Origin of the sequence: Amycolatopsis acididurans (assembly GCF_012328925.1) — a bacterium.
In the GTDB taxonomy this organism is placed as follows: domain Bacteria; phylum Actinomycetota; class Actinomycetes; order Mycobacteriales; family Pseudonocardiaceae; genus Amycolatopsis_E; species Amycolatopsis_E acididurans.
The window spans coordinates 78,180-92,533 of record NZ_JAAXLS010000003.1 but is presented as its reverse complement, the minus strand read 5'-3'; the positions used below and the strand labels follow the sequence as shown (position 1 = coordinate 92,533).

General features: G+C 70.9%; 15 protein-coding genes. 12 read left to right on the top strand and 3 right to left on the bottom strand.

Annotated elements, in window-relative coordinates; genetic code table 11:
• Window positions 1–4: 4 nt before the first annotated feature.
• The 4 genes from HFP15_RS07020 to cobA all read left to right on the top strand — a co-directional run bounded on the left by HFP15_RS07020 (window position 5) and on the right by cobA (window position 6,249).
• Window positions 5–2,044 carry a neutral/alkaline ceramidase gene (locus HFP15_RS07020; protein WP_210716826.1) on the top strand — a complete coding sequence of 680 codons (2,040 nt, stop codon included), beginning with the start codon at window positions 5–7 and terminating at the stop codon, window positions 2,042–2,044.
• 95 nt (window positions 2,045–2,139) lie between these two features.
• Window positions 2,140–3,435 (top strand): MFS transporter, encoded by a 1,296-nt coding sequence (locus tag HFP15_RS07015; RefSeq protein ID WP_168512711.1) that lies wholly within the window; start codon window positions 2,140–2,142, stop codon window positions 3,433–3,435.
• The gene (locus HFP15_RS07010) at window positions 3,432–4,838 is read left to right on the top strand and encodes a pyridoxal phosphate-dependent decarboxylase family protein (RefSeq protein ID WP_168512709.1); all 1,407 of its coding nucleotides are present in this window, start codon (window positions 3,432–3,434) and stop codon (window positions 4,836–4,838) included. The genes HFP15_RS07015 and HFP15_RS07010 overlap by 4 nt, the downstream gene beginning before the upstream one ends.
• A 187-nt stretch (window positions 4,839–5,025) precedes the next feature.
• The gene (cobA, locus tag HFP15_RS07005) at window positions 5,026–6,249 is read left to right on the top strand and encodes a uroporphyrinogen-III C-methyltransferase (RefSeq protein WP_168512707.1); all 1,224 of its coding nucleotides are present in this window, start codon (window positions 5,026–5,028) and stop codon (window positions 6,247–6,249) included.
• Here cobA and HFP15_RS07000 read toward each other — a convergent pair.
• Window positions 6,237–7,055, bottom strand: a complete 819-nt coding sequence (locus HFP15_RS07000; protein WP_168512705.1) for an alpha/beta fold hydrolase — start codon at window positions 7,053–7,055, stop codon at window positions 6,237–6,239. The two genes, cobA and HFP15_RS07000, sit on opposite strands and share 13 nt — an antisense overlap.
• 109 nt (window positions 7,056–7,164) lie before the next feature.
• Between HFP15_RS07000 and HFP15_RS06995 the strand changes: the two genes are divergently transcribed.
• A complete protein-coding gene (locus HFP15_RS06995) occupies window positions 7,165–8,004 on the top strand; it encodes a crotonase/enoyl-CoA hydratase family protein (protein ID WP_376768855.1) in 840 nt (279 codons plus the stop codon).
• Between the two features lies 1 nt (window position 8,005).
• Window positions 8,006–9,694 (top strand): AMP-binding protein, encoded by a 1,689-nt coding sequence (locus HFP15_RS06990; protein WP_168512701.1) that lies wholly within the window; start codon window positions 8,006–8,008, stop codon window positions 9,692–9,694.
• Window positions 9,695–9,743: 49 nt separating this feature from the next.
• On the opposite strand, the gene HFP15_RS06985 is transcribed toward HFP15_RS06990, so the two are convergent.
• Window positions 9,744–10,121 carry a hypothetical protein gene (locus tag HFP15_RS06985; RefSeq protein WP_168512699.1) on the bottom strand — a complete coding sequence of 126 codons (378 nt, stop codon included), beginning with the start codon at window positions 10,119–10,121 and terminating at the stop codon, window positions 9,744–9,746.
• A gap of 26 nt (window positions 10,122–10,147) precedes the next feature.
• The gene (locus tag HFP15_RS42595; protein ID WP_246271484.1) at window positions 10,148–10,648 is read right to left on the bottom strand and encodes a hypothetical protein; all 501 of its coding nucleotides are present in this window, start codon (window positions 10,646–10,648) and stop codon (window positions 10,148–10,150) included.
• Window positions 10,649–10,853: 205 nt separating this feature from the next.
• Here HFP15_RS42595 and HFP15_RS06975 point away from each other — a divergent pair, with 205 nt between their 5' ends.
• From HFP15_RS06975 to HFP15_RS06950, 6 genes are all read left to right on the top strand, one after another.
• Window positions 10,854–11,087 carry a hypothetical protein gene (locus tag HFP15_RS06975; RefSeq protein ID WP_168512568.1) on the top strand — a complete coding sequence of 78 codons (234 nt, stop codon included), beginning with the start codon at window positions 10,854–10,856 and terminating at the stop codon, window positions 11,085–11,087.
• A 67-nt stretch (window positions 11,088–11,154) separates the two neighbouring features.
• Window positions 11,155–11,778 carry a cardiolipin synthase ClsA gene (clsA, locus tag HFP15_RS06970; RefSeq protein ID WP_312871496.1) on the top strand — a complete coding sequence of 208 codons (624 nt, stop codon included), beginning with the start codon at window positions 11,155–11,157 and terminating at the stop codon, window positions 11,776–11,778.
• A gap of 47 nt (window positions 11,779–11,825) precedes the next feature.
• Window positions 11,826–12,206, top strand: a complete 381-nt coding sequence (gcvH, locus tag HFP15_RS06965; protein ID WP_168512697.1) for a glycine cleavage system protein GcvH — start codon at window positions 11,826–11,828, stop codon at window positions 12,204–12,206.
• 106 nt (window positions 12,207–12,312) lie between these two features.
• On the top strand, window positions 12,313–12,777 hold the full coding sequence (gene garA / locus HFP15_RS06960; RefSeq protein ID WP_168512695.1) for a glycogen accumulation regulator GarA: 465 nt from the start codon (window positions 12,313–12,315) through the stop codon (window positions 12,775–12,777).
• On the top strand, window positions 12,774–13,511 hold the full coding sequence (ftsR, locus tag HFP15_RS06955; RefSeq protein ID WP_168512693.1) for a transcriptional regulator FtsR: 738 nt from the start codon (window positions 12,774–12,776) through the stop codon (window positions 13,509–13,511). The genes garA and ftsR overlap by 4 nt, the downstream gene beginning before the upstream one ends.
• A gap of 237 nt (window positions 13,512–13,748) precedes the next feature.
• Window positions 13,749–14,222 (top strand): bifunctional nuclease family protein, encoded by a 474-nt coding sequence (locus HFP15_RS06950; protein WP_168512691.1) that lies wholly within the window; start codon window positions 13,749–13,751, stop codon window positions 14,220–14,222.
• The last annotated feature ends 132 nt before the right edge of the window (window positions 14,223–14,354 follow it).

Genomic DNA, 14,354 nt, shown 5'->3' with positions numbered 1-14,354 from the left:
CTTCATGTTGACGGGAGGCGTCGTGGAGGTCAGCAGGCGGACGGTACTGGCGGGAGCGGCCGTGGCGCCGCTCGCCGCGGGCGTGCCCGGCCCGGCGGAAGCCGTTGCGGCGCAAGGTGAGGGGTACCTCGTCGGCGTCGGCATCGCTGACGTGACCGGCCCCGCGGCCGAATGCGGCATGATGGGCTACTCGATGCCACAGCAGCAGACCGCGGGCATTCACCTGCGCACCCGCGCCCGCGCGTACATCGTGGTGGACGGCGCGGGCACCCGGATCTGCTACGTCAACGCCGACCTCGGCGCGCTGTTCCAGTCCGTCCACCAGGGCGTGATGGCGAAGCTCGCCGCGGCCCACGGCGATCTCTATACCGAACGCAACGTGCTGCTCAACGCGACGCACACGCACGCCGGCTGCGGCGGTTCCTCCTGGTACGTCGCGTACAACCTCTCCATCCTCGGTTTCCAGCGGCAGACCTACGACGCGCAGGTGGACGGGATCTTCGAGGCGATCCAGCGCGCGCACGCCGATCTTCAGCCAGGGGAGATCACCCTCGGCCGCAGCGAGCTGACGGACGCGAGCGTCAACCGTTCCCGGGTCGCCTTCGAGCTCAACCCGCAGCCGGACAAGGACCATTTCCCCCTCTCGATCGATCCCGCGGTCACCGTGCTGCGGTTCTCGCGGTCGGGACAGGACATCGGCGCGATCTGCTGGTTCGCCACGCACGGCACCTCGATGACCAACGGCAACAAGCTGATCAGCGGCGACAACAAGGGATACGCGGCCTACGCATGGGAGCACGACCACGCCGGTGTGCGCTACCTCGACGGCCCGCCGGGGTTCGTGGCGTGTTTCCCGCAGACCAACTCCGGCGACATGTCCCCGAACCTCAACCTCAAGCCCGGCTCCGGACCGACCGACGACGAGTTCGAGAACACCAGGATCATCGGTCAGCGCCAGTTCGACGCCGCGAAACGTGCCTTCGACGCGGCCGCGGAGCCCATCGGCGGGGCCCTCGGCTCCCGATTGTCCTATGTGGACATGTCTGGAGTGACCGTCGACGGGAAGTACACCCCGGACGGCCGCACGCACCGGACCGCGCCGGCCGCGATCGGGGTGTCGATGCTGGCGGGCAGTACCGAGGACGGTCCCGGCCTGCCGCTGCCGGAGGGGGTGCGCAACCCGTTCATCGAGGCGCTCGGGGGAGCGGACGCGCCGATCCCGCGGGCGTTGGCCGGCGAGCAGGCGCCCAAGCTCGTCGCGGTGCCGTTCGGGCTGATGAAGCCCTATCCGTGGGCGCCGGAAATGCTTCCGCTGCAGATCGTCCGGCTCGGCCAGCTCTACCTCGTCGGCGGGCCCGCCGAGTACACGATCGTCGCCGGGCTGCGCATCCGGCGCACCGTCGCCGCCGAACTCGGCGTGCCGCTGGAGAACGTGCTGATGCAGGGCTACGCCAACGCCTACAGCCAGTACGTCACCACACCCGAGGAGTACGACAGTCAGCAGTACGAGGGTGCCTCGACGCTGTTCGGCCGCTACACCCTGCCCGCGTACCAGCAGGAGTTCGCGAAGCTCGCGTCCGCGATGCGCACGGGCGCCGCGGTGCCGCACGGGCCGGCGCCGCGCGACCTGTCCGGCGACCAGCTCAACTTCCAGCCCGGCGTGGTGCTCGACAGTGCGCCGCCGCTGAAGAAGTTCGGCGACGTGCTGACCGAACCGAAGCGCGCCTACCGGCGCGGCGAGCAGGTCGTGGCCGAGTTCGTGACCGGGCACCCCAAGAACGACCTGCACCGCAACGGGACGTTCCTGGAGATCCAGCGGCTCGTCGGCGGCGCCTGGACGCGGCACGCCGACGACGGCGACTGGGCCACGAAATACCGCTGGACCCGCACCTTTCTCGCCCAGTCCAAGGCGACGATCACGTGGGACATCCCGGACGGCACCCCGTTCGGCAGCTACCGCATCGTCCACAGTGGCGACTCGAAGGCGCCGGGCGGCACGATCACGCCGTTCCGCGGGACCTCGCGGGCGTTCGTGGTGTCGTGACCGACGGGGCCCGCTGGTTCGGTGGCCCCGGTCACTGGCCTGCCGAAGCGCGGTGACACGATTCGTCCCGGTTACCGTGTCGCACAAGGAGGGCCATGGCCACGCTCCCGGCTTCGACGAGGTTCGGCTACTCGCTCGGCTCGTTCACCACGGGCGCGTTCGGCACGGTGCCCGGCCTGTTGCTGTTGCCCTACCTGACCGACACGATGGCGGTGCCGGGCGCGGTCGCCGGTGTGATCGTGCTCGTGCCCAAGGCGTGGGACGTGGTGTTCAACCCGATCGCCGGGCGGCTGTCGGACGCGAGCCTGGCCCGGCACGGCAGTCGCCGCCGGTTCCTGCTCTTCGGCGGGATCGGTGTCGCGATCCTGTTCGCCGTGATCTTCGCGCATCCGGGGTTCGGCAACACCGCGGCCGACGCGACGTATGTGGTTCTCGCGTTCCTGCTCGCCGCCACGGCTTACGCCTTCTTCCAGGTGCCCTACAACGCACTGCCCGCGGAGCTGACCGACTCCTACCACGAGCGCACGAAACTGACCAGCTGGCGGATAGGGCTGCTCGCCGTCGCGATCCTGATCTCCGGCGGCGGGGCGCCCGCGATCACCGAGGCGATCGGCGGGGTTTCCGGTTACCGCGCCATGGGCATCGCGATCGGGCTGGTGATGATCGTCGGCACGATCGGCGTCCTGCTGGGCACGAGGACGGCGCCGGTCGGGTCGCTGCGGCCGAACGCCGTCAGTTTCGGTGAGCTGATCGCCACGATGCGCGCGTGGCGGCCGTTCCGCTGGCTGCTGGGCGTGTACTTCGTGCAGGCACTCGGCCTCGGCACGCTGCTGGCCGGGGTGAACTACGCGGCGCGGCACGTGTTCGGCGACGCGAGCCTGCAGACCGCGCTGTTCGTCGGGTTCGTCGGCCCGGCGCTGATCACGATGCCGCTGTGGCCGCGGCTCGGGGCGCGGTGGGGCAAGCTGTGGGGCTTCCGCTTCGCGTGCATCGCCTTCGGGATCGGCGCGCTGGGGCTGTGCCTGGCGCTGCTGCTCCCGGTCGGGGTGTCGTTCGTGTTCGTGGCGCTGGCCGGTGTCGGCTACGCGGGTATCCAGGTGTTCCCGCTGGCGATCCTGCCCGATTTGATCAGCGCCGAAGAGGAGCGCACCGGCCAGACCCGGGCCGGGATCGCCGCCGGGGTGTGGACGGCCTCGGAGACGCTCGGGCTGGCGCTGGGCCCGGGCCTGTTCGGGCTGCTGCTGACGATCGGCTCCTACGTGCCTTCCTCCGACGGCCTCGCGCCGCAGCCGGACAGCGCGGTGACCGCGATCCTGCTCGGTTTCTCGCTCGTGCCCGGAATCCTCGTGGTGCTCGGCATTCCGTTGCTGCGGCGTTCGGTGCTGGGATGAGCGACATCCTCGGCGAACTGCGGGCGCTGCGGGCCGGGGACCTGCCCACGCACGGCGGGCACACCCTGGCCTACGTCTACGACAGCGGGCTCGACGGGCTGGACGAACTCGCCGCCGCGGCGTACGCGCTCGCGTCCTCGGCGAACGGGCTGGACCCGACGGCGTTTCCGAGCCTGCTGCGGATGGAGAACGATCTCGTGGCGGCCGCCGCCCGGCTGCTGGGCGGGGGAGTGGGCTCGGTGACCTCGGGCGGTACGGAGTCGTGCCTGCTGGCGGTGCTGGCCGCGCGCGAAGCCCGGCCGGACATCGCCGAGCCGTCGATCGTGCTGCCCTCGACCGCGCACGCGGCCTTTCACAAGGCGGCGCACCTGTTCCGGGTGCGGGCGGTCGCGGTGCCGGTGGACCCGGTGACCTTCCGCGCCGACCCGGGCGCGATGGCCGCGGCGATCGACGATTCGACCGTGCTCGTCGTGGCCAGTGCGCCGTCCTACGCCCATGGCGTGATCGACCCGATCGCGCCCGTCGCCGCGGCCGCGGCCCGGCGCGGGGTGCGGATGCACGTGGACGCGTGTATCGGCGGCTGGGTGCTGCCGTACTTCCGGCGGCTCGGGCGGCCGGTGCCGGAGTTCGGTTTCGGTGTCGAGGGCGTCACCAGCATCTCGGTCGACCTGCACAAGTACGCGTACTGCCCGAAGGGCGTGTCGGTGCTGCTGCATGCCGACGCCGGCCTGCGGCGCGGACACTACTTCGCGAGCGCACGCTGGCCCGGCTACACGATGCTGAACACGACGATCCAGTCCACGCGCTCGGGCGGGCCGCCGGCCGCGGCGTGGGCGGTGCTGCGGCACATCGGGGACGAGGGCTACCTGCGGCTCGCGGAGCACACCCTGGACGCCGTGCGCCGGCTGCGTGAGGGGATCGCGCGGATCAACGGCTTGCGCGTGCTGGGCGAGCCGGAATCGACGCTGCTCGCCGTCGCCGCAACCGATGACGGGTTCGACCTGTTCACCGTCGCCGACGAGATGCGTGAGCGGGGCTGGTACGTGCAGCCGCAGTTCGCGTTCGAAACCTCGCCGATGAACCTGCACCTGACCGTGACGGCCGCGAACCGGGGGAGCGAGGCACAGTTCCTGGCCGATCTCGCCACCTCGGTCGATGCCGCACGCGAACGCGGCCCCGTCGAGGTCGATCCGGACGTCGCGGCATTCGTCGCCACACTCGACCCGGACACCCTTACCAGCGAACAATTCGCGGGCCTGCTGGCCGCTGCGGGCCTGTCCGGTGGCGGCGCGCTTCCGGCGAGGATGGCCGAGATCAACACCCTGCTGGCACAAGCCCGCCCCGCACTGCGCGAACGCCTGTTGCTGGAGTTCCTGGGCGGGCTCTACCAGCCAACCAGTTGACCGTCCTGCGCCTCGTCGGGTCGCGTCTCCTCGCGCAAGCTGCGCTCCACCAGCCGGCACCGGCTACACCTAGGCTGAGGCCGGCCGGCCCCTCGCGGGCGGCGGGCCGGCCGCGGCAATACGGAGTTGCTCACACTCCTGTGGCCCAGGTACACATCGGTGGGCACGAACAGTCATGCTTAACGGCATGCCCGAAGACCACCACTACCTCGTCGGTCTCGACCTCCGTGGCCGCCGCGTCGTCCTGGTCGGGGGTGGCACCGTCGCGCAACGGCGCCTCCCGCGCCTGATCAGCACCGGTGCCGCCGTCGAGTTGATCTCCCCGCACACCACGCCCGCCGTCAGCGCCATGGTCGATGCCGGGGAGCTGGTCTGGCATCAGCGCCGCTACACCGAGGGTGACCTCGACGGCGCCTGGTACGCGCTGGCCTGTACGGACGATCCCGAGGTCAACGCCGAGATCTGCGCCGAGGCCGAGCGCCGCCGCGTGTTCTGCGTGCGGGCCGACGCCGGCATCGAGGGCACCGCCGTCACCGCCGCGGTCGGCCGGCACGAGGGGCTGGTCGTCGGGGTGCTCTCCGGCGGGGACCCGCTGCGCTCCGCGGCGGTCCGGGACAACCTCATCGAGGCGCTGCACACCGGCCTCGTCGCCGACGGCGCGCCCACCGCCGAGATCGGCGAGCTGCCCGGCGTCGCGCTGGTCGGCGGCGGCCCCGGCGACCCCGAGCTGATCACCGTCAAGGGCCGCAGGCTGCTGGCCCGCGCCGACGTCGTCGTGGTGGACCGGCTCGCGCCGCGCGAGCTGCTGGACGAGCTGCCCGCCGAGGTCGAGATCGTGGACGCGGCGAAGATCCCGTACGGCCGGGCCGCGAGCCAGGACGTGATCAACTCGGCGCTGGTCGAGAACGCCAAGGCGGGCAAGTTCGTGGTCCGGCTCAAGGGGGGCGACCCGTATCTGTTCGGCCGCGGGTTCGAGGAGGTGCTCGCCTGCGCCGAGGCCGGCGTGCCCGTCACGATGGTTCCCGGCATCACCAGCGCCTTCGCCGTCCCCGCGGTCGCCGACGTGCCGGTCACCCATCGCGGCGTCGCGCACGAGGTCGTGGTCGTCTCCGGGCACGTGCCGCCCGGGCACAAGGCCTCCCTTGTGGACTGGCACGCGCTCGGGAAGCTGAAGGGCACGATCGTGCTGATGATGGGTGTGGAGCGGCTCGGTCAGTTCGCCGACGCGCTGCTGGCCGCCGGGCGGCCCGCGGACACCCCGGTCGCGATCGTCGAGGACGGCACCATGCCCACCCAGCGCGTGCTGCGCTCCACTTTGGACAAGGTGGCCGCCGACGCGAAGGAAGCCGGGGTGCGCCCGCCCGCGGTGACGGTGTTCGGCCCGGTCGCCGGAATCGCTCAGTCCGGGTAACGGCGCCGCACGAAGTCCAGGATCGCCTCGGTCAGCCGCCGCGGATCGATCCGGAGCTCCACGGGGCTGCGTGCCTCGATGAACTCGGCCTCCGGCAGATCGGCGGCCAGCGTGTCGGCGTCGCCGAACGGGTGGATCGGGTCCCGCTGGTGACCGATCACGAGTGCGGGCACCTTGAGCTGCTTGCGCACGGCCTTCGGCGGCGCGATGCGCCCGAAGAAGCAGCCGTGCAGCAGCGCGGCCATCGACGCCGGGCGCTGCTCGAGCGTGTCGGTGATGACGTCGACCCACTGGCTGCCGTGCGGCACCAGGCCCGCCGTGTGCGCCACGCCCTGCACGGTGAAGGGCAGGAACCGGGCGGCGAACAGCAGCGGCGCGAACGTCAGCAGCCCGGCCACGATCGCGTTGTCCAGCACCGGCATCTCCACGATCATGCCGTGCATGCGCTCGGGTGCCGCCGCGGCGACCTCCAGCGCCACGTTCGCGCCCAGCGACGTCCCGCCGATGACCGCGCGTTCGATGCCCAGGTGATCGAGCAACGCCACGACCTGCACCGCGAACGCGGGGATCGAGTAGCGCCACGACTCGGTGGGCCGGTCGGACTCGCCGTGCCCGAGCAGATCGAGCGTGACGACCCGGAACCCTTCGGCGGCGATCTTCCGGGCCAGCGGAGCATGCATGCGGCGGGTGAACATGATGCCGTGGGTGAGCACCACGGCCTTGTCACCCGTGCCGTACTCGGTGTAGGCCAGCCGGTGCCCCTCGAAGGTGAAGGATCCAGCCAGCTCGAGAACTCGCGTGGCCATGTCTCTAGCAAACCACGTTCGTCATCAGGACCGCACGAAGCGGGAGTGACGCGGGAACTCCGCGGAGGAGGACCGGTCGGGTGCGGCACCCCCGCACGCGATTGTCAAGATGGCAGGCATGACTGATACCACCGGCCTCGTGGCCCTCAAAGTCGAACGCACGGGGCGGATCGCCGAGGTGACGCTGCTCGGCCCGTCCAAGGGCAACGCGATGGGCCCTGACTTCTGGCGTGAGCTGCCGCTGGTGTTCGCAGAGCTGGACGCCGACCCGGAAGTCCGAGCGATCGTGCTCACCGGCAGCGGGGGCAATTTCTCCTACGGCCTCGACCTGCCCGCCATGATGGGCGACTGGGCGCCGTTGCTCGCCGCGGACGCGCTGGCCGGCCCGCGCACCACGTTCATGAAGGAGATCCGCAGGCTGCAGGACAGCGTGAACGCGGTCGCCAACTGCCGCACGCCCGTCGTCGCCGCCGTCTCCGGCTGGTGCATCGGCGGCGGGGTCGACGTGATCGCCGCCGCCGACGTGCGGGTGGCCAGCGCGGACGCCAAGTTCAGCGTCCGCGAGGCCAAGGTCGCGATCGTGGCCGACCTCGGCAGCCTGCAACGGCTGGCCGGGATCATCGGCGAAGGTCACCTGCGGGAGCTGGCGCTGACCGGCAAGGACATCGACGCCGCCCGCGCGGAGAAGATCGGCCTGGTCAACGACGTGCACGCCGACCAGGAGGCGGCGCTGGCCGCGGCCCGCGAACTGGCCGGGGAAATGGCCGCCAACCCGCCGCTGGTGCTGCAGGGCATCAAGGACGTGCTCTCCCTCAACACCGACCGTCAGGTCGCCGACGGGTTACGGTACGTCTCGACGTGGAACGCCGCGTTCCTGCCCAGCAAGGACCTGACCGAAGCGGTGCAGGCCTTCATGGAACGCAGGAAGCCGGACTTCAAGGGAGAATAAGGTGAGCGACGCCTTCCGCCAGGCAAGGGACTACCTGCTGGCACACCGCGAGGACTACGACACCGCGTACCAGGGTTTCGCCTGGCCGGAGCTGACCGAGTTCAACTGGGCGCTCGACTGGTTCGACGTGATCGCCGCCGATCCGGCCAACGCCGAACGCTACGCGCTGTGGATCGTCGAGGAGGACGGCTCCGAGGGGCGCTGGACCTTCCCGGAGATGGCGCGGCGGTCGAACCAGGTGGCGAACTGGCTGCGCGGGCACGGCGTGCGGCGCGGCGACCGGCTGATCCTCATGCTGGGCAACCAGGTCGAACTGTGGGAGACGATCCTGGCCGCCATCAAGCTCGGCGCCGTGATCATCCCGGCGTCGACCCTGCTGGGCGCCGAGGACCTGCGCGACCGGGTCGACCGGGGTGCGGCGAAGCACGTCGTGGTGCGGTCGGTGGACGCGCCCAAGTTCGCCGATGTGCCCGGCGACTACACGCGCGTCGCGGTGGGCGAGCCCACGCCGGGCTGGCTGTCCTTCTCGGACGCCTACACCGCGCCGGCGGAGTTCGCGGCCGAGGGCACGACCTCGGCCACCGACCCGCTGCTGCTCTACTTCACCTCGGGTACCACCGCCAAGCCCAAACTCGTGCAGCACACGCACGTTTCGTACCCGGTGGGGCATCTGTCCACAATGTACTGGATCGGGCTCGAACCGGGCGATGTCCACTTGAACATCTCCTCGCCGGGCTGGGCCAAACACGCGTGGAGCAACGTGTTCGCGCCGTGGAACGCCGAGGCGACGGTGTTCCTGTACAACTACACCAGGTTCGACGCGGTCGCACTGATGTCGCAAATGGACCGGTGCGGCATCACGAGCTTCTGCGCGCCGCCGACGGTGTGGCGGATGCTGATCCAGGCGGACCTCTCGGCGCTGAAGACGCCGCCGCGCAAGGTGGTCGGCGCGGGCGAGCCGCTCAACCCCGAGGTGATCGACCAGGTGCGCAAGGCCTGGGGTGTGACCATCCGCGACGGGTTCGGGCAGACCGAGAGCAGCGTGCAGATCGCGAACACGCCCGGCCAGGAGGTCAAGTCCGGCTCGATGGGACGGCCGCTGCCCGGCTTCACCGTCGCGCTGGTCGACCCGGTCACCGGGGAGCGCGCTACCGAGGGCGAGATCTGTCTCGACATGGCGCACCGGCCGGTGGGGCTGATGGTCGGCTACGCCGACGACGACGAGCGCACCGGCCGCGCGTTCGCCGGCGGCTTCTACCACACCGGTGACGTCGGCTCGATCGACGAGGACGGCTACATCACCTACGTCGGGCGCACCGATGACGTGTTCAAGGCCTCGGACTACCGCATCTCGCCGTTCGAGCTGGAAAGCGTGCTGCTGGAGCACGACGCGGTCGCCGAAGCGGCCGTGGTGCCCGCGCCGGACCCGATCCGGCTCGCGGTGCCCAAGGCCTACGTCGTGCTGGCCTCCGGGCACGAGCCCGACGCGGCGACGGCGGAGAGCATCCTGGCGTTCTGCCGCGAGCACCTGGCTCCGTACAAGCGAATCCGCAGGCTCCAGTTCGCCGACCTGCCGAAGACGATCTCGGGCAAGATCCGGCGCGTCGAACTGCGCGGCAAGGAGGAGGGCTCCGGCGACCGCCCGGCGGGCGAGTTCCGCGAGGAGGACTTCCCCGGCCTGAAGTCCTGACCGCATGCCGTGCGGGCCCCCGCGACGTCGCGGAGGTCCCGCACGGCCGTCAGGCCGAGGTCGTGTCGATCTCGCGGTCGTCCTCAGTGGAGCAGGTGGCGTTCAGCGCGACGCCCGGGTCGCTGCCGCACGTCCACTCCTCGAGCGCGACCGGGCCCGCGCCATCGGGCCTGGCCGCGTCGCTGGGGGAGAGCCGGGCGAAGTACCGGGTGACCACCGCGGTCGCCTGGGCGCAGTCCACGTTTCCCCGGCGCACCACCACGTTCGCGCGTGCGCCGGCGGCCGCGGGGACGGTGCCACACGGCACCTCCCGCGCCGCCTCGGTCTGGTCCTGGGCCACGGCCGGCGTCGACGCGGTGGTGAGGTCCGTGCCGCACGCGGCCAGCGCGAACGCGCAGGCCGCCAGGGGGATGACCAGTGTTCTCATTCAGTTTTCCTTGCGGGGAGAGGGTTTTATTCGGCGGCGGCCTCGGCGAAGACGGTCTGCTCGCCGCGGCTGCAGCTCGTACCGCCGCCTCCGGAGGGCGGGCCGGACACGCACAGCCAGCCGTCCACCGACGCGCTCACCGGCTGGCTGGAACCGGGAGGCTGCTTTCCGGTGATCTGCTGCTGGAACTTGGCCACCAGGCTTTTCGCGTCGGCGCAGGAGATGCCCATCGCCGAGCTGTCCAGCACGCGCAGCGTCAGTCCGCTCGCGGCGGGAACCGTGCCGCAGTCGCCGCCGGTCGGCGCGGCCTCGCTCGTCGTCGCAGGCACCTTCGTGGTGTGTGGCGCCGGAGTCGGCGAGGGTGACGGCGTCACCGACGACGAAGGCGAAGGCGAAGGCTCGGCGGAGGACGACGACGAGGCGGCGGGGGAGGGTGACGGGGCCGCGGCGGTCCGGCCGTCCGCGCATCCCGCCGCGACCGCGAGCGCCGCGAGGCCCGCTCCGCCGAGCAACAACGCCGTGCGCATCGCCTTGCCTCCCTCGCGTGGTCCGGCAGGCAGGTTACCCCCGGGTGGCCCCCGCCGCCCGGCGACACGCCAGAGGTCCACAATGGACGAACACGCACGGTGGGTTTTCCGCACGGCAGGGTGAATTCCGGTGGTTCTGCTAACGGATCGCGCGGTGCGGACGACAAGACCGGTGCAGGCACCAGACCGACCAGGCCAGAGAGTGATGAGCACCGATACCGACGGCTATACCGCGTCACAGTCACCGTCCCCGGACACCCGTACCGCCGAACCGCCCGCCATCCCGTGCACCGTGGTGTGGAGCCAAGGCCGCCCCTACGTGCTGGAAGCCGGCCGCGGCAAGCCGCGCTGGATGGGCACCGACTACCGTGGCCGCCCGCTCGCACTCACCAGCGCCGACCTCCGCCGCCGTGGCTGGAGCTACCGCCGCGCGGGCTGAGCCCCGCCCCTGTCCGAACCCGCAGGTCGTGCCGCGTCACGGCGCCGGCCGGGCATAGGGTGAACACGTGATCGAGCCCAGCCCGCGAGGGGTGACCGAAGCGGAACCTCCCTCCCTGCTCCGGCAGGCGCTGACCGTGCCGAACATCCTGTCGCTGCTGCGGCTGGCGGGCGTGCCGCTGTTCCTGTGGCTGCTGCTGGGGCCGAGGGCGGACGGGTGGGCGCTCGCGGTGCTGGTCTTCAGCGCGCTCACCGACTGGCTCGACGGCAAGCTGGCCCGCTGGCTCGACCAGATGAGCAAGCTGGGCCAGTTGCTCGACCCGGCCGCCGACCGGCTCTACATCGTCGCCACGCTGGCGGCGTTCCTGATCCGCGGCATCGTGCCGTGGTGGGTGGTCGCCCCGCTCGTGCTGCGCGAGCTGATCGTGGGTGTGTGCATCCTCGTGCTGCGCCGCGCCGGGTTCGCCCCGCCCGAGGTGACCTACATCGGCAAGGGCGCGACCTTCGTCCTGATGTACGCGTTCCCGTTCCTGCTGCTCACACAGGGCGGCTCGGCCGTGGCCGCGTTCGCCCGCCCGGTCGCCTACGCGTTCATGACCTGGGGTGGCGTGCTGTACCTGTGGTCGGGGGCGCTGTATGTCATGCAGACGATCTGGGCGGTCCGGGGTGCCGCGCGGGGCCCACGGATGTAAGACTCTCGCCGACATGTCGTGGGGACTGGGACGAAAGGGGACCGGAGTTGTCCGCTCCAGAAGAGCTGCGCTACACCGAAGAACACGAGTGGGTCACGACCGGCTCGGACTCGGTGCGGGTGGGGATCACCGAGTACGCGCAGGACCAGCTCGGGGACGTGGTGTTCGTCGAGCTGCCCGAGGTGGGCAAGCAGCTCTCCTCCGGTGACGTCTTCGGCGAGGTCGAGTCGACCAAGAGCGTGTCGGAGCTGTTCGCACCGGTCGACGGGGAGGTCGTGGCGGTCAACGACGCCGTCGCCGAGTCGCCCGAGCTGATCAACAGCGACCCCTACGGCGAGGGCTGGCTCATCGAGATCAAGATCGACGACGCGGCCGCCGTGGAGGCGCTGCTCGACGCCGAGGCCTACCAGTCGCTCACGGCCGGATAACGGCGGCCGTTGGGGGGAGCCCCAGGGGCTCGAACCGATCAGGCACGGTACGTTGGCAGCACATGTTCCAGGCTAGGCACACACTTCAGTGGTGAGGAGAGCTCAGGTGAGCACGAACGACGGGCCCGGCGTTCCCCCGGAGCGGTCTCCGGAACGGACCTCGATCTTCCGGGCCGACTTCCTGGCGGAGTCGGAGGGCCAGGAGCCGGCAGAGCGGGAGCCCTCGGTCGCCGGCGTCGACGCGCTGCCGGCCGGATCCGCGCTGCTGGTCGTCAAGCGTGGCCCGAACGCGGGTTCCCGGTTCCTGCTCGACCGGGACACCACCAGCGCGGGCCGGCACCCGGACAGCGACATCTTCCTCGACGACGTCACGGTGTCCCGGCGCCACGCGGAGTTCCGGCGTGAGGGCGGCGAGTTCGTGGTGATCGACGTGGGCAGCCTCAACGGCACCTACGTCAACCGCGAGCCGGTGGACCAGGCCGTGCTCGCCGGTGGCGACGAGGTGCAGATCGGCAAGTTCCGCCTGGTCTTCCTGACCGGCCCAGGACACGGGGGCCAGGGGGCACAGTGACGGCTGCCGGGCGGCCACAGCGCGATGGGTTGAGCATCGGGGCCGTGCTGGCGCAACTGCGCGGCGAGTTCCCCGATGTGACCATCTCCAAGATCAGGTTCCTCGAGTCCGAGGGCCTGGTGCGGCCCGGCCGGACGCCGTCCGGCTACCGGCAGTTCTCGGCCGCGGACGTCGAGCGCCTGCGTTTCGTGCTGGCCGCCCAGCGGGATCACTACCTGCCCCTGAAGGTGATCAAGGAGCAACTGGACGCCGCCGACCGCGGCGACGGGCACCAGACGGGCACGACGCGCCTGCCGCGCAAGCTCGTCTCGCTGTCGGCGGGCGACGGCCTGCCGGGCGCGGAGGACTTCGCGCAGGGCAGGGAAGTGCGGCTCACCAAGGAAGAGCTGCTCGATCAGGCGGGAATCGACTCCGGGAGCCTCGCCGAGCTCGAACAGTACGGGCTGATCCGGTCCGGCGCGGCCGGCTTCTACGACCCGGACGCGGTTCTGGTGGCGCGAACCGTCAAGGCGATGACGGAGTTCGGCATCGAGCCCAGGCACCTGCGGGCGTTCCGCGCGTCGGCGGATCGCGAGGTCGGACTGCTGGAGCAGATCGTGACGCCGGTGTTCCGGCAGCGTGACAGCGACGCGCAGGCCCGCGCCGACGAGATGGTGCGTGAACTGGCGGCGCTGTCGGTCACGTTGCATACGTTGCTGGTCAAGGCGGGCATCCGCGGTGTGACCGGCGGTTGAACACGGTGAAGATCCGCCCCGTTCCCGGGGCGGGTACCTAATGACACAGTTTCATGACTCTTCCAAACGGCTGCGATGCCGTACCGTTGGTGATGGGTTGCCGACATCGAAGGTGCGGACCGAGCACAGTCGAAGAAGCGAGCACAGCGTGCGGATGACGGGTAGCGTCGACAGTGTCGATGCGAGATCCTCGAAACAGCGCTGCGGCCCGCGCACAGGTGAGGGAGGCGAAGTCCGATGAGCGAGATGCGCGTCGTCGGCGTGCGGGTCGAGCTGCCCGCGAATCAGCCGATCTTGTTGCTGCGGGAGACGGAGGGTGAGCGTTACCTCCCGATCTGGATCGGATCCGTCGAGGCCACCGCGATCGCACTGGAGCAACAGGGTGTGCGGCCGGCCCGGCCGCTCACGCACGACCTGCTCAAGGAAGTGATCGGCGCGCTGGGTCGCGAACTCGAACAGGTCGTGATCACCGATCTGCGCGAGGGCACGTTCTTCGCGGAGCTGGTGTTCGACGGCAACGTCCGGGTCTCCGCGCGGCCGAGCGACTCGGTGGCGCTGGCGCTGCGCGTCGGGGTGCCGATCCACGCGGTGGAGTCCGTGCTCGAGGAAGCCGGGCTGATCATCCCGGACGAGCAGGAGGACGAGGTCGAGAAGTTCCGCGAGTTCCTCGACTCCGTGTCCCCGGAAGACTTCCGCGGAGCGGACACGTAACGCGCGCTCATCCGCGGACGTGTGCCCGCGGAAAGCGCGGGCCTGGCGCGCGTTACCGGTGTCTTTTGGGGGTCGAACCCCAAACCCCCGCCGGGGGCGAGCCCCCTGGACCCCCGCTGTGGTTGCGTCGGC